The organism is Gemmatimonadaceae bacterium, from assembly GCA_030647905.1.
GTDB lineage: Bacteria > Gemmatimonadota > Gemmatimonadetes > Gemmatimonadales > Gemmatimonadaceae > UBA4720.
Window position 1 is genome coordinate 1 of record JAUSJA010000010.1, and the last position, 16,467, is coordinate 16,467.

Sequence of the window (16,467 nt, forward strand, 5' to 3'; positions counted from 1 at the left end):
TCGCACGCACACCTCAGCGCGCATAAGCTCGACTTCCGACATCCTCGTCCTCTCCACCGACCCAACCCTCGCAAAGAATCGAGTCGATAGGGGACATTTCTATTTTGGAATCAAGGGGACATTATCGGTTTGGTTCAACAGTTAGTGTCAACCCGAGGTCAACACCCGTGTCAACACCCGTGTCAACACCCGATGTCAACCCACCCGAGGTGCCTACGCCCGAGGTGCCTACGCTGAATGCTGGTGACCGGGTCACCGGAGGGGAAGGTCAACCGAGAGAATCACAGATGCGAGGTGGCAGAGGCATAGACTGACAGTTGCGAGGGAGAAAACTCGAGTCAAGCCGGCGTGGTGGCGCTGTTCGGAGCGGGAATCTGATCCGCGGAACGAGTTGACAGGTAGCGCAGGAGGCCGTAGAGCATCTTCCGAACTTCGATGAGTTGTGACGTGAGAGTGAGGAAATCAGTTTCGCGGATGGCTTCCAGGTCACGCGCAGTCAGCAAGTGATACTCCAGCTCCGTGGTGGAGTTGAGAGCAATCCGCAGGAACCGCGCGAACTCGCGCCCGCTCGCCTGGCCGCTGCCCTCGACGATGTTGGCGGGAACCGACATCGCCGCACGGATCATCTGGTTCCGAAGCGAAGCGTGCTTGCTACCGCGAATCCGACCGGCGACACGATGCGTGTCCAACGCCATGATGTGCGCCTTCTGCCAGACCTTGAGATCCTTGAAATCCGACATGCCGCATCATCGCACCGCCAACAACTCACAACTAAATCGTTAAGCCGCACCAGACTTCGTTCTATCCCGAGTTGGCGGATCACAAGGCACTTCCCTCGCAGCTATCAGACTATGCCTCTGTCATCTCGCATCTGTGATTCTCTCGGTTGGTAGTTGCTTTACCCTTCCCGCCACCCTCGCATCGCCGGCAGCGTATCCCTTTTCCTCACCCCTTCCTCGAACAGCCCCAGCAAATGTGAAATGCTGTTGGCGTAGTAGCTGATCAATCCGCGATTGGCGGGCAGTACCGCGTACCCATCGCCCGACTCCACCAGCATGCGCCGCATGCTCAGCATCTTCCACGCACGGTCGAACGTCTCCTCGATCGGCCCCTCGGCCCGGATCACCCGCGCGTTCAATTCGCCGAGCACATCGCGCATGTCGCGCATCCTCTCGATCAGCCGCGCGCGTGGGATGAAGTCGCTGTCGAGTGACTGAATCGCCGCGCACGCCAGCGGCACCGGCGTAACGGGAATGATCGCGCCGATCCGGGCCATCATCTCGTCGCACAGCACCTGCACCCTCGCCAGCCGTTCGTGTCTCGGGATGGAGAAGAGCGTCTCGCCGTTCTCCTTCTGCGCGGCGATCCACGGACCGAGCGGCACCGGCTCACCGATCGTCACCGCCGCCCTGCCGTAGCGTTTCCACCTCCGCAGCACGGCGCGCGCGCTGTTCCACCACAGGTATCGGCCCACCTCGACCATCTGGACGCCGAGCGACGGAGTGCGGCGCCCTTCGCGCACCGCCAGCTCGCGGAGGAGCGATCTGTCCTCGAGCACGCGGTCGTAATTGATCGCCACCGGTACGAGAAAGATTCTGTCGCGGTACGCCTCGTCGCGCGCGGCGCCGATCATGTAGTCGAGCAGCCCGATCTTCGGCGAGTGGAGCTTGCCGTCGCGCGTGAGCCCGCCCTCCGGAAAGATCCCCTGCGTGACTCCGTTCCGCGTTATCAGCAGCACGTACTGCTCGAGTACTGTGTGATACAGCGGCTCGCGGAATTTCCTTCTGACGAAGTACGATCCGAAGCTCTTGAAGATGTACTCGAGCGGAAACGCGCGAGCCCACTCGCCGACCGCGTAGGAGATCGCCACTTGTCCCGTGAGCACGTAACCCACCAGGACGTAATCGGCGTTCGAGCGGTGGTTCATCAAATACACGACGATTGCATCCTTCGGAAGCGAATTCGCACCCGCGCTTCCGTACTGTTCCGCTGACACCTTGTAGAAAACGTTGAGCAGCGCACGGCTCACAACGTAGCCGACGCGATGGTATGCGAGGATGTTGAAGAACGGGACGATCTCGTCTATGTACTTCCCGACCGTGACCCACACCGCGGCGGGATCGACGGAGTGTTCCCTGGCGTGCACGGCGACGGCCTTCGCGATTGAGGGATCGGCGAGCAGCGCCTCGCGGACACTCTTCCGGGATGTGAGCTTGAACCGGTCAATGCGGGAGCCCCGCTTCCTGACGGAGCGGATTGCGCTGCGATTGACCGTCCGTGTCAGAAAGCCGAGCGCCATCTATGGAAAGTGTATGAGTTTGGACAGCTGGGCGAGGTCCCGGGAAGATGTTACCCGGAATGGCGGCCGGCCGCAAAGAGGCGCTGACTGTCAAAGGCCATTCTGAGGCCTTCCTCACGGCCCAGATCATGAATACCTGTTTCTCATGATTCCATCCCGGAAGTTCAACCGATTGGGCGCGGTCTCATTCACGTTTCTCCTGGTGACCGCCCGGCCATCACACGATGTCCATTCGCAGGAAATGACCGGCACCGGGCAACAGCCCGGCTCTGTCACGAAAGCCGATGCACGATCTCCGCTCATAACCGAGAAGAGCGCGAACGCTGCTCTCACGAAGTTTCCCGTCCGCATTCCCCGCCAGGGGCCGGTGACGCTCCACATCCAGCTTCTGCTCGACCGCGCGCATTTCTCGCCGGGCATAATTGACGGCGCGTGGGGAATCAACGCCGCAAAGGCGCTCGCGTTCTTCGCCAATCCCGAAGGCGCCGGCGGCGGCGATACTCCGCCGCTCATCTCGAGCCTGGACAAGGCGACATACGGGAGACTTCGCGAGGCGGCAGGCCCCGCTCCACTGCTCGATCGCTACGCGATTACAGAGCAGGACCTGCAGGGACCATTCGTGAGCATTCCGGACACAGTCTACGCGCAGGCCGAGCTCACATGCCTGTGTTATTCGTCGGCTATCGAGGCCATCGCCGAAAAATTCCATACTTCGGAAGCGTTGCTGGCTCAATTGAATCCTCGCGTCAAACTGAACAATCTCGCCGGCGGCACGCAGCTCGTCGTGCCAAACATTCCCGACCCGACAGCGGCTTCGCCGATGGACACCATGATCGTCGCGCGCCTCATCATTTCGAAACAGGGCTACTGGACTCACGCCGTTAACGCAGCCGGCAGGATTCTGTACCACTTCCCCTCTACGCTCGGCGCCGGCTACGACCCGTCACCTACTGGCGACTTCAGGGTCACCGGCATCGCGCGCGATCCCGCGTTTCACTACCAGCCCAGGCTGTTCGCCGAGGTTCCGGACACCAAGACGGAAGCGCATCTTCCGCCCGGACCCAACTCGCCCGTCGGCGTCGTGTGGATGGCATTGTCCAAGCCACACTACGGGATCCACGGCACGGCTTCGCCTCAGACGATAGGCTACGCGAATTCACACGGCTGCGTGCGCCTCACCAACTGGGATGCCTTGCAGCTGTCCGACATCGTCGACAGCGGGACGCCGGTTCAGTTCAAGTAGTCGCTGCACCAGTGAAATCCGGCGAGCTTCGCGTACGTCATGTGAAGTAGCACCACATGAAAAAAGGTTCTTCGAGGAATTCCGGGGGCGTCACCTTAAACATGCAGCCGGCCAAGAGTGTGTCAGCAGTGGGCTCGAGCCAATTCAACTGAGAAGGGCCGACCTGCCAGCGGTCAGCTGTTCTCAGTTATCGAGCGGATAGCTCACGGCTTCCGACCGACAAGTGCCTCTTCCTTGAGACAAGGGCGAAGTTTCCGGTTAATCCGTGAAGAACCTGAAAAAAGGGGAGAGCCGAAGCTCTCCCCTTCCCCGTGATTCTCCTTCTCGGGCTACTCCCCGTCCCCGAACCCCTTCGGCAACGCTCCCGCCTTCGGCAGCAGCTCCTCTTCGAGATCCGGCTCCGCAAGTATCTCCGCGATGCTCGGCTCGGGGAACACTTCGGGCTCCGGCGGAACCGGGGCGCCCTCAATGTCCACTTCCTGGTAACGGTACATGCCCGTTCCCGCTGGAATGAGGTGGCCGATGATGATGTTCTCCTTCAAGCCCATCAGCTCGTCCCTCGCGCCGCGGATCGCCGCGTCGGTCAGAACTCGCGTCGTCTCCTGGAAGCTTGCAGCCGAGATGAACGACTGCGTTGTGAGACTGGCCTTCGTGATGCCGAGAAGCAGCGGCTCCGAATCTGCCGGCCGTTCCTTCTTCTTCTTCGCCTTGTTGTTGGCGTCGCGGAAAGTCTGCTTGTCCACATGCTCGCCCTCGAGGAACGGCGTCTCTCCGGAATCGAGAACACGCACCTTCTGAAGCATCTGCCTGACGATCACGCCGATGTGCTTGTCGTTGATCTTCACGCCCTGCAGGCGGTAAACCTCCTGCACTTCGTTCAGCAGATACTCCTGCACCGCGCGCGGTCCCTTGATGCGAAGGATGTCGTGCGGATTCACCGGGCCCTCTGACAGGCGGTCTCCGGCGCGCACGCGATCTCCCTCGTGCACGCGAAGGTGCTTGCCCGCGCCCACCTCGTACGTGTGCTCCTCGGCCTGATCGTCGGGAACGGGCTGGCCGTTCACGATCTTCGTCGGACGGACAAAGATCTCGCGCTTGCCACGCTTGATCTCGCCGAACCGTACGATGCCGTCTATCTCGGACACGGTTGCCGGATCCTTCGGCTTCCGCGCCTCGAACAGCTCGGCCACACGCGGCAGACCGCCGGTGATGTCGCGAGTCTTGTACGCCTCACGGCTGACCTTGGCGAGGATGGTTCCGGCGGTGATGCGGTCGCCGTCCGTAACGGTGAGCTGCGCGCCCACCGGGATCACGAAGTCACGCAGACGCTTTTCCTTCGCGCCCTTGGTCTCCCAGATCTCGATGTGGGGATGGAGCTTCTTCTCGCGATCTTCGATGACAACGGTCTGGCGAAGTCCGGTAAGCTCGTCAAGCTCCTCGGACATGGACTCGTCGGCCACGAGATCCACGAAGCGGATCGTGCCCTCCACGTCGGAGATGATCGGGTTCGAGTACGGGTCCCACGTGAAGATGATCTGATCCTTCTTCACTTCCTCCCGGTCCTTCACCATCAGCGTCGCTCCGAGAGGAACCTGGAGACGCGCGCCCACCTTGTTGTCCTGCGAGGCGCGGACGGTAAGCTCACCTTCATACGAGGTGACGATCTGCAGTCCATCGGCGTTGGTGACGCTGATCAGGCGGTCTCCGTACTCGATGGCGCCGTCCACCTTCGACTTTCTCGCCGTCTGCTCGGCGATACGGGCTGCCGTTCCACCGATGTGGAACGTGCGCAGCGTGAGCTGCGTGCCCGGCTCTCCGATGGACTGCGCCGCGATGATGCCGACTGCCTCTCCCTTGTCCACCATTCCCATGGTGGCCAGGTTGCGGCCGTAGCACATCTGGCAGAGCCCGCGCTTCGCTTCGCACGTAAGCACGGAACGAATGCGAACGGTCTCGATCCCCGACTCCTCGATGGCCTTCGCCATGTCCTCGTCGATGAGCTGACCGGCTTCGGCCATGAGCGTCCGGCGGCCCGACTGATCGGTCTCCTGCGGATCCTCGATGTCCTCGGCGGCGACTGTGCCGACGATGCGCTCGGCCAGCGGCTCGATGATGTCCTCGCCTTCCTTCAGCGCTCCGACCTCGAGGCCGAGGATCGTGCCGCAATCCTCCTCGGTGATCGTCACGTCCTGCGCCACGTCAACGAGACGGCGTGTGAGGTAGCCGGCGTCCGCCGTCTTCAGCGCGGTATCAGCCAGACCCTTGCGTGCGCCGTGCGTCGATATGAAGTACTCGAGCACGGAGAGGCCTTCGCGGAAGTTCGACTTGATCGGGCTCTCGATGATCTCGCCAATGCCTCCGGTGAGCTTCTTCTGCGGCTTCGCCATCAGTCCGCGCATTCCCGCGAGCTGACGGATCTGGTCGCGCGATCCACGCGAGCCGGAGTCAAACATCATGAACACCGGGTTGAATCCGTCGTTCGCCTTCGCCATCGCGCGCACCATCGCGTCCGCGATGTCGGAGTTCGCGTGGGTCCAGGTGTCAATGACTTTATTGTAGCGCTCGCCGTTCGTGATGTTACCGGTCATCCACGCGCGCTGGAACCGCTCGACACGCTCGGACGCTTCCTGCAGGAGCGTTTCCTTCTCTGCGGGAATGTGCAGATCCTCGATGCCGATGGAGATTCCACCGCGAGTCGCGTTACGGAAACCGAATTCCTTGAGACGGTCGAGGAACGGCACCGTGCCCTTGAGACCCGTTCTCCGATATGACTCGAAGACCAGCTCGCCAAGCGCCTTCTTCTTCATGTCGCGGTTCTGGTAACCGAGCTCCGGCGGAATGATCGCGTTGAACAGGGCGCGTCCGGCCGTTGTGTCCACCCAGCGGGCACCCTCGAAATCGTTCACCCAGAACTTGATGGGCGTATGGTAGTCCACGCGGCCCTGGGCGAGCGCGACCTCCACCTCCGCCACATTGCTGTAGTGGCGGGCGTTCTTCACCATCTTCTCGAAATCGGAACCGGCCTTGGTCGCGAAGTAGCAGCCGAGCACGATGTCCTGGCTGGGCTCGGCGACGGGGCGCCCGTCCGACGGCTTGAGAATGTTGTTCGACGACAGCATGAGCAGACGGCACTCCAGCTGTGCCTCGAACGAAAGCGGTACGTGCACGGCCATCTGGTCACCGTCGAAATCGGCGTTGAACGCCGCGCAGACGAGCGGGTGAATACGAATGGCCTTGCCTTCGACGAGCACCGGCTCAAACGCCTGGATGCCGAGTCTGTGAAGCGTCGGCGCACGGTTCAGCAGCACCGGGTGATCGCGAATGATCTCTTCGAGGATCTCGTACACCTCGGGAGATTCCTTTTCCACGATCTTCTTGGCGCGCTTCACCGTCTCGGCGATTCCCTTCTCGACGAGCTTGTGAATGATGAACGGCTTGAACAGCTCCAGCGCCATCGCCTTCGGCAGACCGCACTGGTGCAGCTTGAGCTCGGGACCGACGACGATGACCGAGCGGCCCGAGTAGTCAACGCGCTTTCCGAGCAGATTCTGACGGAAGCGTCCCTGCTTGCCCTTGAGCATATCGGACAGCGACTTGAGAGGTCTCTTGCCGCGGCCTCTGATCGCCTTCGAGCGGCGGCCGTTGTCGAACAGCGCGTCCACCGCTTCCTGAAGCATGCGCTTCTCGTTGCGAAGAATGACTTCCGGCGCACGGTGCGAGATGAGCTTCATCAACCGGTTGTTGCGGTTGATGACGCGGCGATAGAGATCGTTGAGATCCGATGTCGCGAAGCGGCCGCCGTCGAGCGGAACGAGCGGACGCAGATCCGGCGGAATTACCGGGATCACGTCCATGATCATCCACTCCGCCTTGTTGCGGGTCTGATTGTCGCCGGAGTTGCGGAACGCGTCCACGACCTTGAGGCGCTTCAACATCTGCTTCTTGCGGTGCTGCGACCCCTCATCCGCGAGACCGGCGCGGAGCTGCTGCGCAACCTTGTCCACGTCGATGCGCTTGAGAAGCTCGCGCACAGCGGGCGCGCCGATGTCGGCGAAGAAAGCGGCGTCTCCCTCTTCTTTCGCCTTGTCCTTGAGGAACAGGTATTCGTCTTCGCTCAGAAGCATGTTGTCCTTCAGCTCATTCCACGCCGTTTCGAGGTTGGAGAGATCCGACGGAACTTCTTTCTGCTTACCGCTGTCGATCACGACGTAGTTGGAGTAGTAGATGACCTTCTCGAGGTCGCGCAGCGTCAGGTCCACGAGGTTCCCCATCGGACTCGGGAGAGTCTTGAAGAACCAGATGTGGGCGACGGAAACGGCGAGCTCAATGTGGCCCATGCGCTCGCGACGGACGCGAGCCAGGGTCACCTCGACGCCGCAGCGATCGCAGATGACTCCGCGGTAACGGATTCTCTTGTACTTGCCGCAGTGACACTCCCAGTCCTTCACGGGACCGAAGATCCGCTCGCAGAAGAGACCATCCTTCTCCGGCTTGAAGGAGCGGTAGTTGATGGTCTCGGGCTTCAGCACCTCGCCCCATGACCACCACGTGCGGAGGCCCGACATCTCGAGCCGCTCGCGCTCCTTGGGATCCTTCGGTCCGCGCATCTCCTCCGGAGAGGCGATGCGGACCTGGATGTAGTCGAACGAAGACGCGCGGGTCTCGCGTGAGCTGCGAAAATCAATCATGTATTACTCCTCGCTCCCGCTACCGTTTCCGGCAGCGGAGCCTTGGTTGCCCAGCCCATATCCGCTCGTCACGTTTGCTCCCATGCTGACGTGGATGCCGAGCGCCTTCAATTCCTGCACGAGCACGTTGAACGACTCCGGAATGCCCGGCTCGGGAAGGTTCTGGCCCTTCACGATCGCTTCGTAGACGCGGCTGCGTCCGTTCACGTCGTCCGACTTCACCGTCAGGATTTCCTGAAGCGTGTGCGCCGCTCCATATGCCTCGAGCGCCCACACTTCCATCTCCCCGAAGCGCTGTCCGCCGAACTGCGCCTTGCCCGCCAGCGGCTGCTGCGTTACGAGCGAGTACGGTCCGATGCTGCGCGCGTGGATCTTGTCGTCCACGAGGTGCGACAGCTTGAGCATGTAGATCTCGCCGACCGTAACCGGGTTCGAGAACGTCTCTCCCGTGCGCCCGTCGCGGAGACGAACCTTTCCGCCCGCCGAGATTCCGGCGAGGCGCATCAGCTCTGCCGCCGCCTGATCCACATCTATGTCCGACTTCTTGCCGAGTGATGCAGCGAGAGCCGGAAGCTCAAGGCCGCCGAGCACCGAGGTCTCATCCGCCTCACGGCGCTTCTCGACCTGGTTCGCGGCGGTGCGGTACTGCTGCTTCGTCGCCGCGCTCGCTTCCTCGTCCTCGTCGCTCCCGCGGTGGAAGGCGATCTGGTTGTCGAGCTCCGAATACTCGCGCTCGGCCAGCTCCTTCGCCGCCGCCGTGACGAAGTCGCGAATGCGGTTGAACACATCGCGTGTCTCGGCAGAGACTCCGCGCTTCGAGAGATCGTTGATCGTGGCGTCGGCAAGAAGCTCGACACGCTCGCCTTCACCGACCACATCGTGGCGCGTGTCGGCGACGATGCCGCGGATCTCGGCGTCGCTGATGCGAACGCCCGGCGCTGTCAGATCCAATGCGTCTCTGACCCACGCAACTGCCGCAAGCTTGAGAAGCAGTCCGATTTCGCGCTCGTTGGCTCCCTGGAAGACCGGGGTCTTCGCGTAGAAGCCAAGCAGTCTCGCTGCCCAGCCGAGGTGCGTCTCCAGAATCTGGCCGACGTTCATTCGGCTCGGCACACCGAGCGGGTTCAGGACGATGTCCACCGGACGTCCGTCCGGCAGGAACGGCATGTCTTCCTCGGGAACGATGCGGGCAACGATACCCTTGTTGCCGTGGCGCCCCGCCATCTTGTCGCCGACCGAGATCTTCCGCTTCTCGGCCATGTACACTTTCACAAGCTGAATGACGCCCGGGGGCAGCTCATCCGGCTGAAGAACACGATCGATTCTTTCTTCCGCCTTCTCCTCGAGCTTGGCCTTCTCGTCGTTGGCCGCGTCAATGATGGTGCGGACCTTCTCGTTCATTGACTTGTTCTCGACGCGGAACGTCTTGAGATCGAGCGCCGAAAGCTTGAGGTCCTTCAGGATCGCCGGCGTGAGCTTCGTTCCCGCCTGAATCGCCTCCTCGACCGTGCCGCTCTTGAGAGCGAGCGCGACCGTCTGGCCTTCCAGCAGATCCTGAAGCTCGGCGTCGCGCACTTCGTTGACGCGGATCTTCTCCTCGCCCTCGAGCCGGCGGATCTCGCCGATGCGCTCGCCGCGGTCCTTCTCCACCACCTGGTCGTCAACGCGCGAGAAGATTTTGACGTCTATGACGACGCCTTCCATTCCCGGCGGGACCTTGAGCGATGAATCCTTTACGTCCTTCGCCTTCTCACCGAAGATGGCCGTGAGGAGCTTCTCTTCGGGAGAAAGCTCCGTCTCGCCCTTCGGCGTGATCTTTCCGACGAGGATGTCGCCCGGCTTCACGTGCGCGCCGATGCGGACGATGCCGCGCTCGTCGAGATCCGTCAGTGCCTCTTCGGCGACGTTCGGGATTTCACGGGTGATCTCTTCCTGCCCGCGCTTGGTGTCGCGCACGTGCAGCTCGAGCTCCTGAATGTGGATGGACGAGTACACGTCCTCCTTCACCAGCCGCTCGGAGAGAACGATGGCGTCCTCGAAGTTGTGTCCGTACCAGGGCATGAACGCCACGGTGACGTTGGCGCCAAGCGCCAGCTGACCGAACTCGGTCGAGGCTCCATCGGCAAGCACGTCGCCTGCCTTCACCTTCTGGCCGCGCAAAACGATCGGCCGCTGGTTGATGGCGGTGTCCTGGTTCGTTCTCCAGTACTTCTTGATCTTGTAGCGGTCGTGCTGCGTCAGGCGGGAGAGCGGACGGTCGGCGTTGTCCTTCTTTCCCTTGCCTTCCGAGCCCGTGCCGGTATCAACGATGATCTCGTCAGCGGTGACACTGGTGACCGTGCCGGAGCGATGCGCGATGATCGTGGCGCCCGAATCGCGGGCCACCTTCTCCTCGAGACCGGTGCCGACGAGCGGCGTGCGGGGGTTGAGAAGAGGAACGGCCTGCCGCTGCATGTTCGAGCCCATCAGTGCGCGGTTGGCGTCGTCATGCTCGAGGAACGGAATGAGCGCGGCGGCGATGGAGACGAGCTGCTCCGGCGCCACGTCCATGTAGTCAATGCGGTTCGGCTGCACCAGCGGTACGTCTCCGCGCTGGCGGCAGAGCACCAGCTCGTCCACGAACGATCCGTCGGGATTGAGGCGCGCGTTGGCCTGCGCGATGACGATGTCTTCCTCGCGGTTCGCGTCGAGCCACGAGATCTCGTCCGTCACCTTGCTGTTCCGCACAACGCGGTACGGAGTCTCGATGAAGCCCAGGTCGTTCACCTGGGCGAAGCACGCGAGCGACGTGATGAGTCCGATGTTCGGACCTTCAGGCGTCTCGATGGGGCACATGCGTCCGTACTGCGAATAGTGGACGTCGCGCACCTCGAAGCCGGCGCGCTCGCGCGTGAGACCACCCGGTCCGAGCGCCGAGAGGCGACGCTTGTGCGTCAGCTCGGCGAGCGGATTGGTCTGATCCATGAACTGCGACAGTTGCGACGATCCGAAGAACGCCTGGATCACCGCGCTCACCGTACGCGCGTTGACGAGGTCGTCGAGTGAGATCTTTTCCGGATCGGTGTTGATCGACATGCGCTCCTTCACCAGGCGCGCCATGCGGGAGAGACCGACCGAGAACTGGTTGGCGATGAGCTCGCCGACCGAGCGGATGCGGCGGTTGCCGAGGTGATCGATGTCGTCCGTGTAGCCGCGTCCCTCGTGCAGCTCCATGAGGTAGCGGATGATCGCGACGAAATCCTCCTTTGTCAGAACCGTCTCGCTCGCGGGGCGGTTGGTGAGGAGGCGTTGGTTGATCTTGTAGCGTCCGACGCGTCCGAGGTCGTAGCGCTTCGGCGAGAAGAAGAGACGTTCCAAAGCCTGCTTGGCCGTTTCACGATTTGGCGCGTCGCCCGGTCTGAGCAGGGAGTAGATCTGGCGCAGCGCCTCTTCCTCGGCGTGTGTCGGATCCTTCGCCAGCGTGTTCTTGATGAGCATGGATTCGGCGCGGCCGGAGGTCACGAACACCTGGACCTTGTTGATCTCGGCCTTGCGGAGCTTCCTGATCACCGCGTCGGTGAGCGTCGCGTCCTTGTCAACGATGACTTCGCCGGTCTCGAGGTTCACGGCGTCAACGGCGAGGACGCGCCGCTGCGGGCGCTCGAGGCGCTCGATCGCGTCCATCTCGTCGCGGAGATCGATCGTCGTGTACGACGCGAAGACCTTGATACGGTCGATCCTGAGACGGCGCAGGCGGTTGAACACCTCTTCGGTCAACTCGTCGCCTTCGGAGACGAGCAGCTCCGACTGGTCGCGCTCCAGCTGCGTGCGCAACTTCTTGGTCTTGAGCTTGGGAGCCTCGGGGTCCACTGCCTCGCCGGCGAGCGTGATGTTCTCGGCGATGATTGCGCCGAGAACTTCGCGCTGGTCCGTGCGGCTCTCGCGCTTCTTCACCAGGTCGAGATTGCGCTCGCCGAAGAAGAGACGGAGGATCGAAGAGTTCGTGCCGTATCCGAACGCGCGGAGGAGCGCGGTGGCCGGGAACTTCTTCTTCTTGTCGATGTGAACGTAGATGACGTCGTGAATGTCCACCGTGAACTCGACCCACGATCCGCGGAACGGGATGATGCGCGCCGAGATGAGGCGCTGGCCGTTGGGGTGGGTGGATTCCTCGAACACCACTCCGGGGGAGCGGTGGAGCTGGCTCACGATGACGCGCTCGGCGCCATTGATGACGAAGGTTCCGAGAGGAGTGAGCAGCGGAAGCTCACCGAGATAGACTTCCTTTTCGATGATGTTCTTGGGGCGCTTGCCCGCTTCCGTCTCCTCGAAGATGACCAGCTGCAGCGTCGCCTTTAGCGGGGCCGAGTAGGTCATGTCGCGCTCGATGCACTCGGCGACGGAGTATTTCGGATTCCCGAGCGTGTAGCTCTTGAATTCCAGCGAGAAATTCTCGTGGACGTCCGTGATCGGGAAGAGATCCTTGAAGACGCGCTCGAGCCCGATGTCCTCTCTGTCGTGCAGAGTGGCATCCAGTTGCAGCAACGATTCGAACGCGCGCGTCTGGATGTCGAGCAAATGGGGCATGTTCATGCCCGGATCGAGCTTCGCGAAAGAGATTTCCTTCATCAATTCTGGCATTTATCACCTACGGCACAGGCGCAAACAGCTCCACCCCTGGAGTTCGCGAAATTTTCGCGAGACCAGGTTGGCGCAAACGGAAGAACTTCAGTTGTGGAACGACGTGACAAATCGTGCATATCGTCGAAGTGGGAGTGAGGGTTGGGGTCGCGCGGTTCTGGCTGGAGTGCGGCCGGACGAGTTGTGTTTCGTCCGGCTCGCAGTCCGAGGCCCAAGCCGGTGATCCCGGGCCCTTACTTCACTTCGACGACGGCGCCCTGGTCCTCGAGCCTGGCCCTCATCGAGGCTGCTTCGTCCTTCGTGACGCCCACCTTCACGGCGCTTGGGGCGCTATCGACGAGGTCCTTGGCTTCCTTGAGACCGAGGCCGGTCAGCTCGCGCACGACCTTGATGACCTGGATCTTCTTGGCGCCCGCTTCCTTGAGGTTGACCGTGAACTCGGTCTGCTCTTCGACGGCGGGGGCGGCAGCGGCACCAGCTCCGCCGGCGGCGGGAGCGGCGGGGGCAGCCGCCGTGATGGTGACGTTGAACTTCGTCTTGAAAGACTCGATCAGCTCGGCGAGCTCGAAAACCGACATGTTGCCGATTGCGTCGAGAATCTCATCTTTGCTCATGGTTGCGTTGGCCATTGTAGTATTTCTCCGGAAAAATTAGGCGCCTTCGCGCTGTGACTTGAGCGCGTCGAGCGCGCCTGCAAACATGTAAAGAAGCCCGTTGAGCGCGCCCACGAAGGCCGCCATCGGGGACTGCAGACCAGCACCGAGCTCTGCCAGCATCTGCTCACGGGACGGCAGCGACGCCAACTTCTTCACCTGCGCGGCGTCCACCGGCTTCCCACCGAGCATGCCGCCCTTTACCGCGGGCTTCTGCTCGAACTCCCTCGCGAAATCCGTCAGGACCTTGGCGGCCGCCACCGGATCCGTTCCGAACACCAGACCTGTCGGGCCCTTGAGGCGCTCTCCAACCAGTCCGCTTTCGTTGACCGCGCGAAGCGCCAACGTGTTCTTGATCACGACGTAGTTGACGCCTGCCCGCTTGAGGCGGCGGCGAAGCTCCGTCATGCGCTTCACGTTGAGACCCGTGAAGTCAGTGTAGTAGAGCGACTTCGCTCCCTGAAGCTTGTCCCTGAGCTCGCTTACCAGCTGCTCCTTTTCGGTTCTTTTCATTATGGCTTACCGGTAAGGAGTGGTATCGATGCTGACGCCAGGGCCCATCGTGCAGGAGATGGCGACGGTCCTCACGTAGACGCCCTTCGCCGCTGCCGGCTTGGAGCGAACGATCTGATCCATGAACGCGGTGAAGTTCGTCTCCAGCGCTTCGGCCGGAAAAGAGACCTTACCGATCGCGGCGTGCACGTTGCCGCTCTTGTCCACGCGGAACTCGATCTTTCCTGCCTTGACCTCGCGCACGGCGCGGGCGACGTCGAACGTCACCGTGCCTGCCTTCGGGTTCGGCATGAGACCGCGGGGTCCGAGGATGCGTCCCAGTGCGCCGAGCTGGCCCATCTGGTCCGGGGTCGCGATGAGAACGTCGAAATCCATCCAGTTCTCCTTGATCTTCGCGATGTACTCGGTGCCGACGAAATCGGCTCCCGCCTGCTCCGCCTCGCGCGCCTTTTCACCGGCGGCGATGACGAGAACCCGCACCGTCTTACCGGTGCCGGCGGGGAGAACGACCGTCCCACGGACGACCTGGTCGGCGTGTCTCGGATCGACTCCGAGGCGCACCGCGACTTCGACCGTCTCGTCGAACTTGGCGAACGCCGCCGACTTGACGAGATCGATCGCCTGCTTGGCCTGATACCGCGTAGCGATGTCCCGCTTGGTCGCGGCTGCTGTGTACTTCTTTCCGTGTTGGCGCATCAGTCCTTCACCTCGACGCCCATCGAGCGTGCGGCTCCGGCAATCATCGCCATTGCCGACTCGATGGAATCGCAGTTCAGGTCAGGGAGTTTGATCTCGGCGATCTTCCTCACCTGCGCCTTCGTGACGGATCCAACCTTTGTGCGGTTGGGCGCACCCGAGCCCTTTTCGATCCCTGCTTCCTTCTTCAGAAGAACAGCCGCTGGCGGCGTCTTCAGGATGAAGGTGAAGGATTTGTCGGCGAAAATCGTGATCTCGACCGGGAGAATCGTGTCCTGGCCCTGCGTCCGAGCGTTGAACTCTTTGCAGAACGCCATGATGTTGATTCCCTGCGGACCGAGAGCGGTGCCGACGGGGGGCGCCGGGTTCGCCTTGCCTGCAGGAATCTGCAGCTTGACGAATCCGATGACCTTTTTTGCCATGATACTCCTTATACGTTTGCCCGCGGGGAGCTCACCATGAGCTGCGCGGATCCAACTCCCACGATTGGTCTTAACGTCGTAGTGGTACCCGACGGAGCGCTCCTCGCCTTATCGGCCGCCCCGCGCAAGGGCCACCACCCGCGGCTGGAGTATTGCCGCTGTGGCTCTGAGATAACCTTTCAATGTAACAAGCTTTCGGGCTGGTGGGAGGCCCTCTTTCTTAACTGCGGGTCGTTAGTACCCTTTCAACTGCAGGTAATCGAGCTCCACGGATGTTGGCCGCCCGAAGAGCGACACCGATACGCGAACCTTGCCCTTGTCCGCCAGCACCTCTTCGACAGTCCCGTTGAAATCCGTGAACGGACCCTCTGTGATAGCGACCGCCTGACCGACCAGAAACGGAATCTCTTCCTTGGGCGCTTCGGCTTCCGCCTCGTCTGCGATTCCGAGAAGCCGGTTGACTTCCTCGGGACGCAGCGGCTGAGGCAGACGCTCGTGGCCGACGAACTTGATCACGCCCTGAATGCCATTGATCGTGTGCGCCGTCTCCTGGTCCATCACCATCTCGACCAGGACGTAGCCCGGAAAGATCTTCCGCTCCACGTTCACTTTCTTGCCACTCTTGATCTCCACCACTTCCTGCGTGGGCACGAGGGCCTGACGGATGGACCGGTCCTCGGGCGGACGCGGGTCGGCGTCGATCCTTCGGAGGATCAGCGACCGGACCTTGTTCTCATGTCCAGAGGTCGTCTGGATCGCGTACCAGCGGTGCTCCACTGTCAGCGTCCCGTGAAAAGCGATGGAATGCCCTGCACCAGGACGAGCTGCAGCAGAACGTCGAGGACGCCAAGAATCGCACCGATGAAGAGCACGAAGATGATGATCTTTATCGTCGTGTCCTTCAGCTGTTCGCGGTCCGGCCACGTGACCTTCCGCATCTCGGTCACGACTTCCTGATAGAAGGTCGCGGCGCGAGCAGGCAGGCTCTCGCGGTGCTTGGCTGCTTCGACCGCCATTTACTTCGTTTCCTTATGCAGCTTGTGGGCGTTGCAGCGGGGGCAATACTTCTTCCACTCCACGCGCTCGGGGTGCAGGCGCTTGTTCTTGGTGGTGAAGTAGTTGCGATTCTTACAATCGCTGCAGGCCAGAATGATCTTGTCGCGAGGCATTGTTTTACTTGATGATTTTCGTTACGACGCCGGCGCCGACGGTGCGGCCGCCTTCACGAATGGCGAACCGGAGACCCTCGTCCATCGCGATCGGCGTGATCAGCTCGATCGTCATCTGTACGTTGTCGCCCGGCATCACCATCTCCATCCCCTCGGGAAGCTCC

At 61.8% G+C, this 16,467-nt stretch carries 13 protein-coding genes; 1 reads left to right on the top strand and 12 read right to left on the bottom strand.

The genetic code is table 11. From position 1 onward, the window contains the following. Nucleotides 1-338 precede the first annotated feature (338 nt). Together Q7S20_01890 and Q7S20_01895 are read right to left on the bottom strand one after the other, a co-directional pair. Nucleotides 339-740, bottom strand: a complete 402-nt coding sequence (locus tag Q7S20_01890) for a four helix bundle protein (protein MDO8500573.1) — start codon at nucleotides 738-740, stop codon at nucleotides 339-341. 158 nt (nucleotides 741-898) lie between these two features. Beyond that, a complete protein-coding gene (locus Q7S20_01895) occupies nucleotides 899-2,299 on the bottom strand; it encodes a 1-acyl-sn-glycerol-3-phosphate acyltransferase (GenBank protein MDO8500574.1) in 1,401 nt (466 codons plus the stop codon). A 145-nt stretch (nucleotides 2,300-2,444) separates the two neighbouring features. Here Q7S20_01895 and Q7S20_01900 point away from each other — a divergent pair, with 145 nt between their 5' ends. After that, nucleotides 2,445-3,542 carry a L,D-transpeptidase gene (locus Q7S20_01900; GenBank protein ID MDO8500575.1) on the top strand — a complete coding sequence of 366 codons (1,098 nt, stop codon included), beginning with the start codon at nucleotides 2,445-2,447 and terminating at the stop codon, nucleotides 3,540-3,542. Between the two features lie 329 nt (nucleotides 3,543-3,871). Here the strand turns inward: Q7S20_01900 and rpoC are convergent, their stop codons facing one another. From rpoC to tuf, 10 genes are all read right to left on the bottom strand, one after another. Beyond that, on the bottom strand, nucleotides 3,872-8,230 hold the full coding sequence (rpoC, locus tag Q7S20_01905) for a DNA-directed RNA polymerase subunit beta' (protein ID MDO8500576.1): 4,359 nt from the start codon (nucleotides 8,228-8,230) through the stop codon (nucleotides 3,872-3,874). Between the two features lie 3 nt (nucleotides 8,231-8,233). Continuing rightward, nucleotides 8,234-12,838 (bottom strand): DNA-directed RNA polymerase subunit beta, encoded by a 4,605-nt coding sequence (gene rpoB, locus Q7S20_01910; protein ID MDO8500577.1) that lies wholly within the window; start codon nucleotides 12,836-12,838, stop codon nucleotides 8,234-8,236. Nucleotides 12,839-13,083: 245 nt separating this feature from the next. Next, nucleotides 13,084-13,479 (bottom strand): 50S ribosomal protein L7/L12, encoded by a 396-nt coding sequence (gene rplL, locus Q7S20_01915; GenBank protein MDO8500578.1) that lies wholly within the window; start codon nucleotides 13,477-13,479, stop codon nucleotides 13,084-13,086. Between the two features lie 21 nt (nucleotides 13,480-13,500). Continuing rightward, the gene (rplJ, locus tag Q7S20_01920) at nucleotides 13,501-14,016 is read right to left on the bottom strand and encodes a 50S ribosomal protein L10 (protein MDO8500579.1); all 516 of its coding nucleotides are present in this window, start codon (nucleotides 14,014-14,016) and stop codon (nucleotides 13,501-13,503) included. A 6-nt stretch (nucleotides 14,017-14,022) separates the two neighbouring features. Next, nucleotides 14,023-14,712, bottom strand: a complete 690-nt coding sequence (gene rplA / locus Q7S20_01925) for a 50S ribosomal protein L1 (GenBank protein MDO8500580.1) — start codon at nucleotides 14,710-14,712, stop codon at nucleotides 14,023-14,025. Then, on the bottom strand, nucleotides 14,712-15,134 hold the full coding sequence (rplK, locus tag Q7S20_01930) for a 50S ribosomal protein L11 (protein MDO8500581.1): 423 nt from the start codon (nucleotides 15,132-15,134) through the stop codon (nucleotides 14,712-14,714). Before rplK ends, rplA begins: the two co-directional genes overlap by 1 nt. 234 nt (nucleotides 15,135-15,368) lie before the next feature. Further along, nucleotides 15,369-15,911, bottom strand: a complete 543-nt coding sequence (gene nusG / locus Q7S20_01935; protein ID MDO8500582.1) for a transcription termination/antitermination protein NusG — start codon at nucleotides 15,909-15,911, stop codon at nucleotides 15,369-15,371. Between the two features lie 2 nt (nucleotides 15,912-15,913). Next, entirely contained in the window at nucleotides 15,914-16,150 is a 237-nt protein-coding gene (gene secE, locus Q7S20_01940; protein ID MDO8500583.1) for a preprotein translocase subunit SecE, read from the bottom strand. Next, nucleotides 16,151-16,303 (bottom strand): 50S ribosomal protein L33, encoded by a 153-nt coding sequence (rpmG, locus tag Q7S20_01945; protein ID MDO8500584.1) that lies wholly within the window; start codon nucleotides 16,301-16,303, stop codon nucleotides 16,151-16,153. A 4-nt stretch (nucleotides 16,304-16,307) separates the two neighbouring features. Further along, the coding region (gene tuf, locus Q7S20_01950; GenBank protein ID MDO8500585.1) for an elongation factor Tu at nucleotides 16,308-16,467 on the bottom strand (160 nt) is incomplete at its 5' end.

Bases quoted from the DNA above. Each gene is read 5' to 3' on its own strand.
- Q7S20_01890 (MDO8500573.1), bottom strand. From the start codon at position 740: ATGTCGGATTTCAAGGATCTCAAGGTCTGGCAGAAGGCGCACATCATG.
- Q7S20_01895 (MDO8500574.1), bottom strand. From the start codon at position 2,299: ATGGCGCTCGGCTTTCTGACACGGACGGTCAATCGCAGCGCAATCCGC.
- Q7S20_01900 (MDO8500575.1), top strand. From the start codon at position 2,445: ATGATTCCATCCCGGAAGTTCAACCGATTGGGCGCGGTCTCATTCACG.
- rpoC (MDO8500576.1), bottom strand. From the start codon at position 8,230: ATGATTGATTTTCGCAGCTCACGCGAGACCCGCGCGTCTTCGTTCGAC.
- rpoB (MDO8500577.1), bottom strand. From the start codon at position 12,838: ATGAAGGAAATCTCTTTCGCGAAGCTCGATCCGGGCATGAACATGCCC.
- rplL (MDO8500578.1), bottom strand. From the start codon at position 13,479: ATGGCCAACGCAACCATGAGCAAAGATGAGATTCTCGACGCAATCGGC.
- rplJ (MDO8500579.1), bottom strand. From the start codon at position 14,016: ATGAAAAGAACCGAAAAGGAGCAGCTGGTAAGCGAGCTCAGGGACAAG.
- rplA (MDO8500580.1), bottom strand. From the start codon at position 14,712: ATGCGCCAACACGGAAAGAAGTACACAGCAGCCGCGACCAAGCGGGAC.
- rplK (MDO8500581.1), bottom strand. From the start codon at position 15,134: ATGGCAAAAAAGGTCATCGGATTCGTCAAGCTGCAGATTCCTGCAGGC.
- secE (MDO8500583.1), bottom strand. From the start codon at position 16,150: ATGGCGGTCGAAGCAGCCAAGCACCGCGAGAGCCTGCCTGCTCGCGCC.
- rpmG (MDO8500584.1), bottom strand. From the start codon at position 16,303: ATGCCTCGCGACAAGATCATTCTGGCCTGCAGCGATTGTAAGAATCGC.